The 15315-nt window shown below is 65.6% G+C and carries 14 protein-coding genes; 1 reads left to right on the plus strand and 13 read right to left on the minus strand.

The window, feature by feature from the left end; translation table 11 throughout:
- Nucleotides 1-29 precede the first annotated feature (29 nt).
- From IVB54_RS25515 to IVB54_RS25535, 5 genes are all read right to left on the minus strand, one after another.
- Nucleotides 30-1034: an oligopeptide/dipeptide ABC transporter ATP-binding protein gene (locus IVB54_RS25515; protein ID WP_018458642.1), complete on the minus strand. Its 1005-nt coding sequence runs from the start codon at nucleotides 1032-1034 to the stop codon at nucleotides 30-32.
- Nucleotides 1031-2044 (minus strand): ABC transporter ATP-binding protein, encoded by a 1014-nt coding sequence (locus IVB54_RS25520; RefSeq protein ID WP_026233629.1) that lies wholly within the window; start codon nucleotides 2042-2044, stop codon nucleotides 1031-1033. Before IVB54_RS25520 ends, IVB54_RS25515 begins: the two co-directional genes overlap by 4 nt.
- Nucleotides 2045-2046: 2 nt before the next feature.
- Nucleotides 2047-2940 (minus strand): ABC transporter permease, encoded by an 894-nt coding sequence (locus tag IVB54_RS25525; RefSeq protein ID WP_018458640.1) that lies wholly within the window; start codon nucleotides 2938-2940, stop codon nucleotides 2047-2049.
- Entirely contained in the window at nucleotides 2937-3887 is a 951-nt protein-coding gene (locus IVB54_RS25530) for an ABC transporter permease (protein WP_026233628.1), read from the minus strand. The genes IVB54_RS25525 and IVB54_RS25530 overlap by 4 nt, the downstream gene beginning before the upstream one ends.
- Nucleotides 3888-3986: 99 nt before the next feature.
- Nucleotides 3987-5408 (minus strand): amidase, encoded by a 1422-nt coding sequence (locus IVB54_RS25535; RefSeq protein WP_026233627.1) that lies wholly within the window; start codon nucleotides 5406-5408, stop codon nucleotides 3987-3989.
- Between the two features lie 121 nt (nucleotides 5409-5529).
- Here IVB54_RS25535 and IVB54_RS25540 point away from each other — a divergent pair, with 121 nt between their 5' ends.
- Complete coding sequence (locus tag IVB54_RS25540; RefSeq protein WP_018458637.1) at nucleotides 5530-6417, plus strand: LysR substrate-binding domain-containing protein; 888 nt, start codon at nucleotides 5530-5532, stop codon at nucleotides 6415-6417.
- Between the two features lie 7 nt (nucleotides 6418-6424).
- Here IVB54_RS25540 and IVB54_RS25545 read toward each other — a convergent pair whose 3' ends face one another.
- The 8 genes from IVB54_RS25545 to IVB54_RS25580 form a co-directional block, all read right to left on the minus strand.
- Nucleotides 6425-7360 (minus strand): carbohydrate kinase, encoded by a 936-nt coding sequence (locus tag IVB54_RS25545; RefSeq protein WP_018458636.1) that lies wholly within the window; start codon nucleotides 7358-7360, stop codon nucleotides 6425-6427.
- A 5-nt stretch (nucleotides 7361-7365) separates the two neighbouring features.
- A complete protein-coding gene (locus IVB54_RS25550; RefSeq protein ID WP_026233626.1) occupies nucleotides 7366-9012 on the minus strand; it encodes an FGGY-family carbohydrate kinase in 1647 nt (548 codons plus the stop codon).
- A gap of 38 nt (nucleotides 9013-9050) precedes the next feature.
- Nucleotides 9051-9824, minus strand: a complete 774-nt coding sequence (locus IVB54_RS25555) for an SDR family oxidoreductase (protein ID WP_018458634.1) — start codon at nucleotides 9822-9824, stop codon at nucleotides 9051-9053.
- 30 nt (nucleotides 9825-9854) lie between these two features.
- The gene (locus IVB54_RS25560; protein WP_018458633.1) at nucleotides 9855-10862 is read right to left on the minus strand and encodes an ABC transporter ATP-binding protein; all 1008 of its coding nucleotides are present in this window, start codon (nucleotides 10860-10862) and stop codon (nucleotides 9855-9857) included.
- A gap of 16 nt (nucleotides 10863-10878) precedes the next feature.
- Nucleotides 10879-11709, minus strand: coding sequence for a carbohydrate ABC transporter permease (locus tag IVB54_RS25565; protein WP_026233625.1), 831 nt, complete (start codon nucleotides 11707-11709; stop codon nucleotides 10879-10881).
- Nucleotides 11710-11712: 3 nt separating this feature from the next.
- A complete protein-coding gene (locus IVB54_RS25570; protein WP_247776492.1) occupies nucleotides 11713-12585 on the minus strand; it encodes a sugar ABC transporter permease in 873 nt (290 codons plus the stop codon).
- 90 nt (nucleotides 12586-12675) lie between these two features.
- The gene (locus IVB54_RS25575; RefSeq protein ID WP_026233623.1) at nucleotides 12676-13986 is read right to left on the minus strand and encodes a sugar ABC transporter substrate-binding protein; all 1311 of its coding nucleotides are present in this window, start codon (nucleotides 13984-13986) and stop codon (nucleotides 12676-12678) included.
- A gap of 371 nt (nucleotides 13987-14357) precedes the next feature.
- Nucleotides 14358-15308 carry a sugar-binding domain-containing protein gene (locus IVB54_RS25580; protein ID WP_247300158.1) on the minus strand — a complete coding sequence of 317 codons (951 nt, stop codon included), beginning with the start codon at nucleotides 15306-15308 and terminating at the stop codon, nucleotides 14358-14360.
- Nucleotides 15309-15315 lie beyond the last annotated feature (7 nt).

Here is a 15315-nt window from a genome sequence, read left to right on the forward strand (position 1 = left end):
TCAAGCCTACGCCAATCCTGCCGCGGACGCTAACCTTCCACGGGCAATTGCGGCAACGCCATCACGGCTTCCGCCTTGTGGCAAGCGGCCAGATGCGTCTCGCCCACCTTGCGTAGCTCAGGCAGAACCTCGCGGCAATGCTGGTCGGCTAGCGCGCACCGCGAAACATAGGGGCAGCCGGTCGCGGCCGCCGATTGCGAGGCGATCGCCTGGGCTCCGCGCCGCCGCCGGCCTCCGCCGGCGCGCACCCGCGGCACGGCCTCCAGCAGCGCTCGCGTATAGGGATGGGCGCAACGCTCGAACAAATCCTCAGGCCTGCCCTGTTCGACGATCCGGCCCAGATACATCACCGCGACCTCGTCGCAGAGATAGTCGACGACGGCCAGGTCGTGGCTGATCAGGACGTAACTGAGGCCGAACTGCTCCTGGAGGTCCTGCATCAGGTTCAAGACTTGCGCCTGCACGGAAACGTCGAGCGCGGAGACCGGCTCGTCGGCGACGATCAGCTTCGGCTGGGTGATCAGCGCGCGCGCAATGGCGATGCGCTGGCGCTGGCCGCCGGAGAACTCGTGTGGATATTTCTCCATGTCGGCATCGCGCAGACCCACCTGCCGTAGCACTGCGGAGACGCGGGCACGTAGCGTCGTGCGATCAATCCCCTCCAGCACGGTGAGCGGTTCGGCGACGATGCGCGCGATGGTCTGGCGCGGGTCGAGCGATCCGTAGGGATCCTGGAACACCATCTGGAAATCGCGGCGGGCGCGGCGCAACTCGTCGGCGGAGATGCGGTTGAGGTCGCGGCCGAGCAGCGCGACCTGCCCCGATGTCGGCCGCTCCAGCGCCATCACCACCCGCGCGAATGTCGACTTCCCGGAGCCGGATTCGCCGACGATGCCGAGGCTCTTGCCGGCGTCGACCCGCACGCTGACACCGTTGAGCGCGCGCACCTGCCCGGGCGGGCGGAACACGCTTTCGCGCGGCAACGTGTAGCGCTGCTCGAGATCCTTCACGTCGAGAAGAGGCGCCGTGCTCATACGGTCAGCGCTCCGACGCGTTCGGCCATCGACACGTCCGTCCGGATGCAGCGCACGAAATGGCCCGGTCCGACGTCCACCATTGCTGGAAGCGCAGCCCGGCACTGCTCGATCACGAGCGGACACCGATCGGCGAAGGTGCAACCGGAAGGCAGATCGGCGAGCTCCGGCACCGTGCCCGATATCGTCGTCAGCCGCGTCCCCTTGCGTGCGCCGAGTTTCGGTCGGGCGCGGAACAGGCCCTGCGTGTAGGGATGGCCCATCCGGCGGAACACCTCGTCGGTCGGTCCGCTCTCGATGATCGTGCCGCCGTACATCACCATCATGCGCTGCACGTTCTCGGCGATGACGCCGAGATCGTGCGAGATCAGGATCATCGACATGCCGCGCTCCTCGACGAGATCGGCGATGAGGTCGAGGATCTGGCCCTGGATGGTGACGTCGAGCGCCGTGGTCGGCTCGTCCGCGATCAGAAGGTCGGGCTCGCAGGCGAGCGCCATCGCGATCGTGACGCGCTGACGCTGGCCGCCGGAAAACTGGTGCGGATAAGCGTCGACGCGCCTGGCCGGATCAGGCAACCCGACGCGGTCGAGCAAGGCGATCGCCTCTCGCCGCGCCTGCGATGCCGAAAATTTCCTGTGACGCCGCAGCGGCTCGGCGACCTGGTTGCCGATCGTGTGCATCGGATTGAGCGCGGTCATCGGCTCCTGGAAGATCATGCTGATGCGATTGCCGCGCAGCCGACAATATTCCGCGTCCGACAAACCAGCGAGTTCGCCGCCATCCAGCTTGATGCTGCCGGTGACGGACGCGCTATCCGGCAGCAGCCCCATCAGCGACAACGCGGTGACCGACTTGCCGCAGCCGGATTCGCCGACGAGCCCGAGCGTCTCGCCGCGCTTCAGCGCAAAGCTGACGCCGCGCACGGCCTGCGCCGGCCCGCGGCTGGTGTTGAGGCGCACGCCGAGATTGACAACCTCGATCAACGGCATGGACGAGCGCTCGCTCATCATCATCGCTCCCGCGCCAGTCGAGGGTCGAGCAGATCGCGCAGTCCGTCGCCGAGCAGATTGAGGCCGAGCACCGCGATTGCAATCGCAGCACCCGGGTAGACGGCGAGCATCGGCGACTGGAACAGCAGCGACTGCGCGTCGTTCAGCATCCGTCCCCAGGACGGCTGCGGCGGCTGCGTGCCGAGACCGAGATACGACAAGGCGGCTTCGGCAAGGATCGCGAGCGCAAACTGGATCGTCGCCTGTACGATCAGAATCGACATGATGTTGGGCAGCACGTGCTCGATGGTGATGCGAAAGCGCCCTTTCCCCGCGGCGCGCGCGGCCAGCACGAATTCGCGCGCCCAGATCGCGTTGGCCGAGCCGCGCGTCAGCCGGATCAGCGTCGGGATCTGGAAGATGCCGATGGCGACGATCGAGGTCACCATGCCGGGCCCGACGACCGCGGCGAGCATGATCGCCGAGAGCACGGCCGGAAAGGCGAAGGTGAAATCGGAGAAGCGCATGATGATCTCTTCGGTCCAGCCGCGCCTGGCCGACGCGATGAGGCCGAGACAGACGCCGAAGGTGAGGCCGATGCTGACCGCGATGATGCCGACCATGATGGTGGAGCGGGCGCCGGCGAGCAGCAGCGAAACGATGTCGCGGCCGAAGACGTCGGTGCCGAGCCAGTGCGCGGCCGAGGGCGGCCGGAGCTTTGACGCGATGTCGATCTCATAGGGCGACCAGGGCGTCCACACCAGCGACAGCAGCGCCGAGGCGAGAACCAGCAGGCTCAGCGCGCCGCCGAGCACGAAGCTGCGATGACGCAGCGCGCGGCGCCAGAAGGTCCGGGCCGGCAGAGGGCGCGCTACGGCCGGCGCGTCGACGAGGGTGGTCAACGGCGCGCTCACAGATCGTGGACCTTGATGCGGGGATCGACGAAGGCATAGAGCACGTCGACCACGAAATTGACGATGACCACCATGGTCGCGAGCAGCATCACGCAGTTGCGCACCACGATGAGGTCGCGGTTGGCGATCGACTGAAAGATCAGGCGGCCGAGCCCCGGCAGATAGAACACGTTCTCGATCACGATGGTGCCGGCGAGCAGATTGGCGAATTGCAGGCCCATGACCGTCATCACAGGGATCATGGCGTTGCGCAGCACATGACTCCACAGTACCTCGCGCTTGCCGAGGCCCTTCGCGCGCGCCGTGCGGACGAAGTCTTCGCGCAGCACTTCCAGCACAGCCGAGCGCGTGACGCGTGCGAGGATCGCGGCCTGCACGACCGCAAGCGACACCGCCGGCAGCAGCAGCGACTTGATGCCGAGCCAGACGCCGTCCTCCCAACCGGGAAAGCCGCCCGCGGAGAGCCATTGCAGCCGTACCGAGAACAGTAGCACCAGCAGGATTGCGAACCAGAAATTCGGCAGCGCGATGCCGATCTGCGTCAGCGACATCACGCCGACGTCGCCGAGCTTGTTGTGGTTGGCGGCGGTGTAGATGCCGGCCGAGAGCGCCAGCGTCACCGTGATCAGCATGGACATCATCGCGAGCGGAATGGTCAACACCAGCCGCTCCACGATCAGGCTGGCGACCGGTGTGCCGTAGACATAGGAGTTGCCGAGATCGCCGACGAGCAGCCCTTTGATCCAATGCAGATAGCGAACCGCCAGCGGCTGGTCGAGCCCGAGCTTGACGGTGAGCGCGCGGACCGCATCTGGCGAGGCGTCGGCGCCCATCAGCATCTGCGCGGCGTTGCCCGGAAGCGCATCCAGCACCAGGAAAATGATCACGGACGCGCCGACCAGCGTCGCCAGCAGGGTCAGCACACGTCGGAGGACAAATACGCTCATGCGCGCTCGGATTCAGGGCTCATCCGCAGCACGATCAACATGTCCGAGCATCGGAGGCAAGTGCTTTGCAAACAAGTCCCTTGCGGCATGTGCCTCACCTCAGCCGGGCCAGCGGGACAGGAGGTCATGCGACGCCTCGAACAGCGCGCTCACGCGCAGCAAGTCCGCATCAGCGCGGAAGCGGCCGACGAGTTGCAAGCCGATCGGCAGGCCGTCGCGGCCGAAGCCGCAGGGCAGACTGAGCGCGGGGTGTCCGGTCATGTTGAACGGCATGGTCCAGGGGAACCAGTGCGGCCGGACGCTGTCAAACTGCTTGCCGTCGATCTCGATGGTGCCGAACAGGTCCTGATCGATCGGCAGGGCGGTGCGGGTGAGGGTCGGCATCGCCAGCAGATGCCCATGCGCAAGCAGGGACTGCACCCGGCGGAACAGCGCCGTGCGCGCGAACATCGCCTCCTGATAGGCAACGCCACTGAAGTCGGTGGCGAGCGCAAGCTGCCTGAGGAAGGCCTCGCTCAGCGCGTCCCCATGCTCGGCCGCGAATTTTGCAAAGCGCGTCCGCCAGACCGTGTGATTGATGGCGCGCCAGATCGGCTCGATGTCGAACCCCTCGCCCGAAAACTCCTCGAGCTCGGCACCTAGGCCCGCAAGTCGATCGAGGCTCGCCTTGAAGCCGGCCTCGACGTCGACAGATACCGGGCGTCCGGGTGGCGACAGGCAATACAGGATTTTCTGCCCACGCAGATCGCCACGCGGGGCGGCCGTGCCGATGAAGTCGGGCACGGGAACGCCGATCGACCAGGGATCGCAAGAATCCTCGCCGGCCATCGCCTGCATCATCAGCGCGGTGTCGGGGACGGACCGCGTCATCGGCGTGACATAGGTCTGGTTGCCGAACACGTCCAGCGCCTGGCTATGCGGGATGACGCCATTGCTCTGCTTCAGCCCGACCACGCCGTTGCAAGCGGCGGGAATCCGCGTCGAGCCGCCGCCATCGGTTGCGATCGCAAGCGGCGCGATGCCGCTCGCCACCGCCACCGCCGCGCCGCCACTGGAGCCGCCCGACGAGCGCTCGGCGCTCCACGCATTGCGGGTGCGGCCGAACAGCGGCGAGTCGGTCAGGCATTTGCTGCCGAATTCGGGCGTCGTGGTCTTGCCGATCAGAATGGCGCCTTCCGCACGCAGCCTTGCAACCGCGACGGCATCCTCGTTCGGAACATTATCCTTGTAGGGAATGGCGCCGAAACTGGTCGTGACACCCCTGGTGTTGACGATGTCCTTGACGGTTGCGGGGATGCCGTGCAGCAGGCCGAGCGGCTCGCCCGCCATCAGCTTGCGCTCGGCTTCGCGCGCGGCGGCAAGCGCCTCGTCGCCGCAGATCGTGATGAAGCAGTTCAGCTCAGGCTGGAGCGCTTCGGCGCGGGCGAGCACCGCGCGGGTGAGCTCGACGGGCGAGATCTGCTTTGTCGCGATGAGACCGCGCAGCACGGTTGCGGATAGCAGGCAAGGATCGCCGTTCATCGTCACATCGCTCCGAAGCGGGCCGCCGTTGGCCGATAGCATTGACAGCCAGGATGACAGTTTTGTTAACTCGCCGTCCAATACGATTTTGAGCACCAACCCATACGATTTCGGTATGCCAATGGATCTTCGCCGGCTCCGCTATTTCGTTGCCGTCGCCGAGGCGCGCAGCGTCGGCAAGGCGGCCGAGCGGCTGCGGATGGCGCAGCCGCCGCTCTCGGTCCAAATCCGCAAGCTGGAGGCCGAGGTCGGCGCGCCGCTGTTCCGCCGCGGCACGCGCGGCATGGATTTGACCGAAGCGGGCCAGGCGCTGCTGGCGCGCGCCGGCGAGGCGCTGGCGCTGGCGGCCGACGGCATCGAGGCCGCGCGCGCGGTCGCGGCCGGCAGCCGTGGTCGGCTGTCCGTCGGCTACATGTTCGTACTGGCGAACGCGATGCTGCCGCGTCTCATCCCCGAGTTGCGGCGATCCGTTCCCGGCGTCGATCTCGATTTCGCCGAGCTCAGTGCCACGACGCGCGAGCCGCGTCTGCTCGACCGTAGCGTCACGGTCGCGCTGTGCATGCCGGCGATCCACCATCCCGAGATCCAGGTGGCCCGAATCGGCGCGCAGCCGTTCGTGCTGGCGGTGCGAAACCGTTCGCCGCTTGCGCGCCTGAGCGCGGTGTCAATGACACGACTACAAGGCCGTCCGCTGATCGCGTTGCCGCCGCCGGAGCGCGACCCCTCCTCCTCCGCGGTCGCGGCCCTGCTGCGGCGGCATCAGATCGTGATGCCGATTGCGAGCCGGGTAGAGACAGTGCATTCGGCGATGAACCTGGTTCTCGCCGGTGAAGGCCTCGCCATCCTGCCCGCCTGCGCCCAGCTCGGGGCGCCGCGCGGCATCGTGTTCCGGCCGTTGCGGGATGCGACCGATTCCATCGACATCGCGGTCTGCTGGCGGCGGGATTCTCACAGCCCGCTGATCCGGACCTTCCTCAAATGCGCCGAGAAGGTCGTGGCACCGCTGTGACGCGACGCTACAAGCTCCAGATAATCTCGTGACTCCACGGCGGATCGGCACCGGGACGGGTGCAGGTGAGACCGGCGCAATTGGCAGCAAAGGATAGTGCACCGCGAAGCTCGTCCGCGCCGATATCCTTCAGTTGCTGTCGGGCGAGGCGTCCCTGCTTGTGCAGGGCGAACAACAACGCCGCCTGAAAACTGTCACCCGCGCCGATGGTGTCGGCGACCACGACCTTGGGGGCGGCGACCTCGATCTGTCCTGCCCCCGCATGCCACGCGATCGCACCGTTGTCGCCACGGGTGATGACGACGAGGCTCGCGCCGCGTGCAAGCAGCGTGCTCGCACGCTGGTGATACGGCTCGTCGGCGAACAGATAGGTAAAATCGACGTCTGACATCTTGATGAGATCGGCACAGCCGGCAAACTCGGCCATGCGGGCGAGATAAGCCGGCTTGTCCTTCACGAGGTTGGGCCGGCAGTTCGGATCAAAGGAGATTGTCGAGGACGCTCGTGCGTCCACGATCAGGGCCATGGTCTCGCTCGCGCCCTGGTCATTGACCAGCGTGGTCGAGCCGACATGGAGAACTTCGACCGTATCGAAGGGAATAGAGCCGCGCCGGTAGGTCCAATTCCGCGTCGCGGTCTCGGCGTCGTAGAAAGCATAATGCGACTCTCCCGCAACGATACGCACGAAGGCGAGCGTGGTCTGGTGATCGCTGCTTGTGGCGAGACCGAGCTCGACATTGGATACAGCGGCGTGGTCGGCGATCATGCGCCCGAACATGTCCGTCGAGATCCCGCCGACAAAGCCGGTCGGCGCGCCGAGCCGCGCCATGCCGATTGCGACGTTGAGGCAGGAGCCGCCGACCGCCGGCATCACCGCTTCGCGCCCGTCGGTATTTCGCGTCGGGACAAAATCGATCAGCGCGTCGCCGCAGGAAATCAACATCCGTTTCAACCTCCGGCCATTCCACGCATCGCCGCGCGGCTGCCGCGATCGACCTCGCGCAGCAACTTGTAGACCTCGCGCTTGCGGGCGTGAAAGGCGGCAATGTCGGGCGTAGTGGGCTCGCTCTTCCGTCCCAACGCCGACATCTTGGCCATGGTTTCGCCGATCGAGGCATAGGCGCCGCCGGCGACTGCGCCGAGCATCGCGGCGCCGAGCAGCACGGGCTCCCTGGTCTGCGGCAGCGCCACGGTGAGGCCAGTCGTATCCGCCATGATCTGCCGCACCAGCGGACTGCGGCTGGCGCCGCCGCCCATGATCATGATGCTGGAATGGACGCCATGCGCGGTAAAGGCCTCGATCACCTCGGCAAGCCCATAGGCGAGCCCGCACAGACCGGCGACGAACAGCCGTTCCATCGAGGCGATGTCGGTGTCGAGATCGAGGCCCGCGATCACCGCGCGCGTGTCAGGGTCGGCATAGGGCGAGCGGTTGCCGATGAACTCAGGAAGCACATGGACGTTGCGGGCCAGCAGCACGGCGCGGCTGGCGCCGCCTGCGCGCGCGATGATGCGGCGCTCGAGAAACTCGATGAGGTCGAGGCCCTCGCTGCGCGCCGCCACGCTCGCCTCGGCGTGGCCGGGATGCGACTTGAGAAGATGGTCGATCGCAGCGCCCGCAGCCGACTGCCCGCCCTCGTTGAGCCAGAAATTTGGTACCATGCCCGAATAGTAAGGACCCCACACGCCCGGTACGAAGCACGGTTCTTTCGTCGTCGCCATGATGCAGGCCGACGTTCCCATGATGTAGGCGAGGCGGTCGCAGACATCTGTCGCGCCCTCCGATTCATCGCGGCCGCCGATGGCGCCGATGCCGCCGGCATGGGCATCGATCAGGGACGCTCCGACCGGCGTGCCCGGTGACAAGCCGAGATCGGCAGCTGCCGTACCGGTTAGACCGGCGCCGAGCCGCGTGCCAGGCGCGACGATCTCGGTGCCGATGCGGGCGTATTTCTCGTTGACGAAGTCCGACAGGCCGATGCGCTTGAAGAATGGCGCGCTCCAGCCACCGCCGTCATGCGCGAGGTAGTTCCATTTGCAAGTGACCGTGCAGGTCGAGCGTTGCAACGAGCCGGTGGCGCGCCAGGTCAGGTAATCCGCCAGATCGAAGAAGTGCCCTGCGGCGTCGAAGCTCGTGCGCATGTGCCGCTTCAGCCACAGCAGTTTCGGCATCTCCATCTCGGGCGAGATCGAGCCGCCGACATAGCGCAGCACGGCATCACCGGTTTCGTTGATCAGCCGCGCCTCGGCCGTGGCGCGGTGATCCATCCAGACGATGACGTTGCGCTGCCGGTCGCCGGAGGCGCTGATGGTGAGCGGCTCGCCTTGCCGGTCGAGCACCACGAGGGAGCAGGTGGCGTCGAAACCGATACCGCCGACGCTGTCGGGCGCGATTGCAGCTTCCGCCATCACGGCCCGAACCGACGCCGTGCAAGCGTCCCAGATATCCTGGGACGACTGTTCGACGATGTCACCGGCCTCGGGCCATATCCTGATCGGATGCCGTGCGATAGCCAGCAAGGTGCCCGCCTCGTCGAACACCCCTGCCCGCGTGCTTGTGGTCCCTACATCGACGCCGATATACGCTCGCGGCATTGTCGCCCCCGGAAGCTCTCGTCAGTTTTGACGCAAGCCTACCAGCAAGTGTAGCCGCCATCCACCAGCACGATGCTGCCGGTCATCAGGCTCGCGGCCTCGGACGAGAGAAAGAGCACCACGGAGGCGATCTCCTCGACCTGCCCCATCCGCGCCATCGGGGTTCCACCGATCCAGGCGTCGTACATTCTCGGATTGCTCTTCACGAAGGCGTTGAGCGGCGTCTCGATATAGGTCGGCGCCACCGCGTTGACGCGGATGCCGCGCGCGCCCCATTCGGCGGCGAGCGATTTCGTCAGATGGTGCACGCCGGCCTTGGACGCATTGTAGAAGCACTGCTCCTGCGGCTTGTTGACGATGAAGCCGGACATCGAGCCGACATTGACGATGGCGCCGCTCTTCGCCTTGAGCATGTGCTTGCCGAACTCGCGGCAGCACCAGAAGGTGCCGTTGAGATTGACGTCGATCACATTGAGCCAGTGCTCGTCGGTCACGGTCTCCGCCGGCGTCTCGCTGCGGGCGATGCCGGCGTTGTTGACGAGGATGTCCACCTTGCCGTGCCGGGCAACGACGTCGTTGGCCACTTCCGCCACGCGCTTGGTATCGGTGACGTCCATGATCGCCGTCTCGGCGTCATACCCCTTCGCCTTCAGGCTGGCTTTTGCACTGTCGGCGACCTTACTGTCGCGATCGCCGATGACGACCCTGGCGCCGGCTTCAGCCAGCGCTTCGGCGCAGGCGAAGCCGATGCCTTGCCCGCCGCCGGTGATGAAAGCGGTCTTGCCGTTCAGCTTGAATTTTTCCAGGTACATGTTGCTTTTTCCGATTCTTGCCGTTTCTTGTCAGCCCCGGATGGCGCTGCCGCTTGCGTCGAAGCGATGGATGCGCGCGGGCTCCGGCAGCAGCGATACATGGTCGCCGGCGTGCAGGCTCAACTCACCGATGTAGCGCGCCGTCAGCATGCCGAGCTGACCGGCATCGACATAAAGGAAGGTGTCGCTGCCGAGGTGCTCGGCCACCGCGATCGTTCCCTGCCAGCCGCCGGCACCGTCGCGCTCGATCTTGAGATGCTCAGGCCGTACGCCGATCGTTGCTGCGCTCTTCTGCAAGGCGTGCTCGCCGGTCACGAAGTTCATCTTGGGCGAGCCGATGAAGCCGGCGACGAAGAGGTTGGCCGGCTTCTCGTAGAGCTCCAGCGGCGAGCCGTATTGCTCGATCTTGCCGCCGTTGAGCACCACGATCTTGTCGGCCATGGTCATGGCCTCGACCTGGTCGTGGGTGACATAGATCGCGGTGGTGCCGAGCTGCTTCTGGAGCCGCGTCACCTCGATCCGCATCTGCACGCGCAGCGCCGCGTCGAGGTTGGAGAGCGGCTCGTCGAACAAAAACGCCTTGGGCTCGCGGACGATGGCACGCCCGATCGCGACGCGCTGGCGCTGGCCGCCGGAGAGCTCGCGCGGCTTGCGATCGAGATAGGGCGTGAGGTTCAGCGTTGCGGCGGCGGCCTCGACCTTACGGTTGATCTCGTCCTTGGCCAGCCCCGCCATCTTCAGGCCGAAGCCGATGTTGCCGCGCACGCTCATATGCGGATAGAGCGCATAGGACTGGAACACCATCGAGAGCCCGCGCTTGGCCGGCGGCGTGTCGACCACGTTCTTGCCGTCGATCAGGATCTTGCCGCCGGAGACGTCCTCGAGCCCCGCGATCAGCCGCAAGAGCGTGGTCTTGCCGCAGCCCGACGGCCCCACGAACACCACGAACGACCCATCGGCGATCTCCAGGTCCGCGCCCTTGATGATGTGCACGGGGCCGAAGGATTTCTGCACGTCCTGAAGTGTGATCTGACCCATGATCCGGCAGCCCTTCCTACTTTACCGCGCCAAAGGTGAGCCCGCGCACGAGCTGCTTCTGGCTGAACCAACCGAGGACGAGAATGGGCGCGATCGCCAACGTGGAAGCCGCCGACAGCTTTGCCCAGAACAGCCCTTCCGGGCTCGAATAGGACGCGATGAACGTGGTGAGCGGCGCAGCGTTCGAGGTCGACAGATTGAGCGTCCAGAACGCCTCGTTCCAGGCCAGGATCAGGTTCAGCAGCATGGTCGATGCGAGCCCCGGGATCGCCATCGGCGTCAGCACGTAGATCAGCTCGCGGCCGATGGTGGCGCCGTCCATGCGCGCGGCTTCCAGGATGTCGCGCGGAATCTCCTTGAAATATGTGAACAGCATCCAGATCACGATCGGCAAGTTTCCGAGACACAGGATGAAGACGAGGCCGATGCGGGAATCGAGCAGGCCGAATGACTTGTAGATCAGGTAGATCGGCACCAGCACGCCGACCGGCGGCATCATCTTGGTCGAGAGCATCCAGAGCAGGATGTCCTTGGTGCGCTTGGTCGGCGAGAACGCCATCGACCAGGCCGCGGGGATCGCGATCAAAAGCGCGATCAAGGTCGAGCCGCCGGCGATGATGATCGAGTTCATCGCGTGGAGGACATAATCGCTGCGCTCCTGCACCGTCGCGTAGTTTTCCGTGGTCCAGTGGAAGAACAGGAAGGACGGCGGGATCGCGAAAGCCTCGAGCTCGGTCTTGAAGCTCGCCAATACCATCCAGAGGATCGGGAAGAAGATCAGGAAGCCGAAGAACCACGCCCCGATGGTCGAGACCACCACCCGCTGCCTCGTCGCCGTACGCGCCATGTCTTATGCCTCCAGGTTGCGACCGACGATACGGACGAGGAACAAGGCAACAACGTTGGCGATCACGACAGCGACGAGGCCGCCTGCCGAGGCAGTACCGACATCGTACTGGATCAGTGCCTGCGAATAGATCAGGAAGGCGATGTTGGTGGTCGAGAGTCCCGGGCCGCCGCCCGTGGTGACGTAGATCTCGGCAAAGACGGTGAGCAGGAAGATCGTCTCGATCAGGATCACCACCGTGATGGGGCGCGCGAGGTGCGGCAGCGTGATGTAGATGAAGGTCGAGACCGCGCTGGCACCGTCCATTTCAGCGGCTTCCTTCTGCTCCTCGTCGAGCGACTGCATCGCGGTGAGCAAAATCAGGGTCGCGAACGGCAGCCATTGCCAGGACACGATCAGGATCACGGCGAGCAGCGGCGCGTCGGTAAACCAGTCAATCGGCGTCAACCCGAACAGCGAGGCGATCCAGGCAAACAGCCCGGACACAGGATGCATCAGCAGGTTCTTCCAGACCAGCGCGCTCACCGTCGGCATCACGAAGAACGGCGCGATCACCATCAACCGCACGATGTTGAGGCCGATCACCGGCTGGTCGAGCAATAGCGCCAGCGGAATTCCGAGCAGGACGGTCAGCGCCAGCACCGAGCCGACCAGCACCAGCGTGTTCTGTAGCGAGGCGAGGAACGCGGGGTCGGTGAGGAAGTAGCGGAAGTTTTCCAGCCCGACGAACGCTTCCGAGCCGGGATCGAGTAAGCTGTAATGCAGCGTCGAGAAATAGATCGTCAACGCGAGCGGGACGATCATCCAGATGAACAGCAGCCCGACGGCCGGCGTCAGGAGCGTCCGTGCGAGAAGCTGCGTCTGCCGGGTTGCCATTCTTGGCTTCTCCGCTTGCGGGAAGAAGGCGGCCATCCACCTGGAGCGGTGGATGGCCGCAAGTCTGAGCTCAGGAGGGAGAGCTCGAGCTCACTTGATGTAACCCGCGCGCTTCATCTCGCGCTCGGTTGAAGATTGCGCCGCGGTGAGCGCGGCATCGACCGTCATCGATCCCGCAAGCGCGGCCGAGAATTGCTGGCCCACCTGCGTACCGATGCCCTGGAATTCGGGGATGGCCGCATATTGCACGCCGACGTAGGGCACCGGCTTCACCGTCGGCTTGTTCGGATCGGCGGCATCGATCGAGGCCAGCGTCAGCTTGGCGAACGGGGCGACCTTCAGATAATCAGGGTTTTGGTAGAGCGAGGTTCGGGTGCCCGGCGGCACGTTCGCCCAGCCCTCCTTCGCAGCCACGACCTTGGTGTAATCCTTGCTGGTGGCCCAGGCGATGAACTTCTCGGCGGCTTCGGCCTTCTTCGAGCCGGCGGGAATTGCGAGGCTCCAGGCCCACAGCCAGTTGGCGTTCTTGCCGAGCCCGGTGTTGGGCGCCAGCGCGAAGCCGACCTTGTCGGCGACCTTGGAGTCCTTCGGGTTGGTGACGAACGACGCCGCGACGGTGGCATCGATCCACATTGCGCACTTGCCGGCATTGAACAGCGCGAGGTTCTCGTTGAAGCCGTTCGAGCTCGCACCGGGAGGGCCGGCCTGCTTCATCAGGTCGACATAGGTCGTGAGCGTCGCCTTCCATTCCGGCGTGTTGAACTGCGGCTGCCACTTCTCGTCGAACCAGCGCGCGCCGTAGGAATTGGCCATGGCGGAGAGGAACGCCATGTTCTCGCCCCAGCCGGCCTTGCCGCGCAGGCAGATGCCGTAGACGCCGGCGCTCTTGTCGGTGAGCTTCTTGGCGGCGTCGACGACGAAATCCCAGGTGGGGCTTTCCGGCATCTTGAGGCCGGCCTTGTCGAACAGGTCGGTGCGGTACATCACCATCGAGCTCTCGCCGTAGAATGGCGCGGCGTAGAGCTTGCCGTCGACCGAGACCGCATCCTTGATCTTGGGCAGGAGGTCGGCGACGTCGTAGTCGGCGCCGAGATTGGCGAGCGGCACCAGCCAACCCTTCTTGGCCCAGATCGGCACCTCGTAGGTGCCGATGGTGAGGACGTCGAACTGGCCGCCCTTGGTGGCGATGTCGGTTGTGACGCGCTGGCGCAGCACGTTCTCTTCCAGCGTCACCCATTTGACGCTGATATCGGGGTTCTTCTTGGTGAATTCACCCGTCAGCCCCTGCATGCGGATCATGTCGCCGTTGTTCACGGTGGCAATCGTCAGGGTCGTTTCGGCCATCGCGGGGACAGCCAGCAGGACAGACGCGCCACAGACGGCGCCGAGGACGTGTTTCACGGTGACCTCCCTAAGCTCGCGCTTTTGAGCATATGCCCACGCGTTGGGCGTATGTTCGGCTGAGGGCGGGCCGTTGTCAAGCAGGCGCGCGGACGTTTCGGCAACTTATGAGTGCTGCGACGCGGGGGAGCTCGTGCGTCGCCCTCCCCGTCATGCCCCGCGAAGGGGCATCCAGTACTCCGTGCCGTCTGTCGGTTTGCCTCAGCGGCGCTGCGGCGTCCTGGATCGTCCGCCTGCCGCCTTCGCTAAACCTTCGGCGCCCCCAGACCTCAACCCCGGCGAAGCCTTGGCGTAGCCGGGTCGCGGACGACGACAGCGGCGTGGGTGGCGAAATCCCTGCCTCGCGCCCCGCGCGGAAACGACGAACCGCCTCAGCGCTCCAGAATCGCCCTTGCGGTCGCCTCGTCCGTAATCAGACCGTTGATCAGCCGCCCATTCAGCGCCGCCGCGATCGCCGGCACCTTGGCTGCGCCGACGGCGGCGCCGATCGTCGTGGTCTTCGCCGGGACCTCCGGCGGAATGCTGGTCAACCGTTTGTTGGTGCCGGCCTTCAGCAGGCGGCCCTTGGAATCATAGGCCCAGCCCGTGATCTCGCCGATCGCCCCTTGCCGCATCATCTCGAACAATTCGTCGCGGGTGACGAAGCCGTCGACATGGACCTGCGCCTTCTGGTCCATCTGGCCGATGCCGACGAGGCGCAAATCCGCCTTGGCCGCGACGGCCTTCACCTTCGCGATCGGCTCGATCCGGACCATCTTGTTGCGCTCGTCCTCGGACGACATCAGGAACGGTAGCGGCATCGGGTAATGCCGTGCGCCGGTGCGATCGGCGAGCCGGCCGACGGTATCGTAGAAGCTCGCAGAACCGTCGGCGGAGATGTTGCCGACGAGCGAGACGATCTGGTGATTGGGCCGGTCGATCGGCGTGACGCGCTCGACCGCGGCGCGCACGGCGCGTCCCGTCCCGAGCGCGACGATGACGGGGGTTTCCGAACGCAGAGTGGAATCGAGCAGGTTGGCGCAGCGTTCGGCTATGCCCGCTGTGGCCTGCGGCGCGGCGGGATCAGCCGGCACCACCTCGCAATAGGTAAGCTCGAAACGCTCCTTCAGACGCGCCGCCAATTCCATGCACGCGGCGATGGGGTGTTCGAGCCGGAAGGTGATGAGCCGTTCGGCGAGACATAGCGACACCAGCCGCTGCGCCGACGCGCGCGACACCTGGAGCATCTTCGCGATCTCGTCCTGGGTGTGACCGGCAATGAAATAGAGCCAGCCGGCACGCGCGGCGTCGTCGAGCCTGGACTTTTCGTTCTCGGCGGCCATGGCAGGC

Source organism: Bradyrhizobium sp. CW1 (assembly GCF_023100665.1).
Taxonomy (GTDB): domain Bacteria; phylum Pseudomonadota; class Alphaproteobacteria; order Rhizobiales; family Xanthobacteraceae; genus Bradyrhizobium; species Bradyrhizobium canariense_D.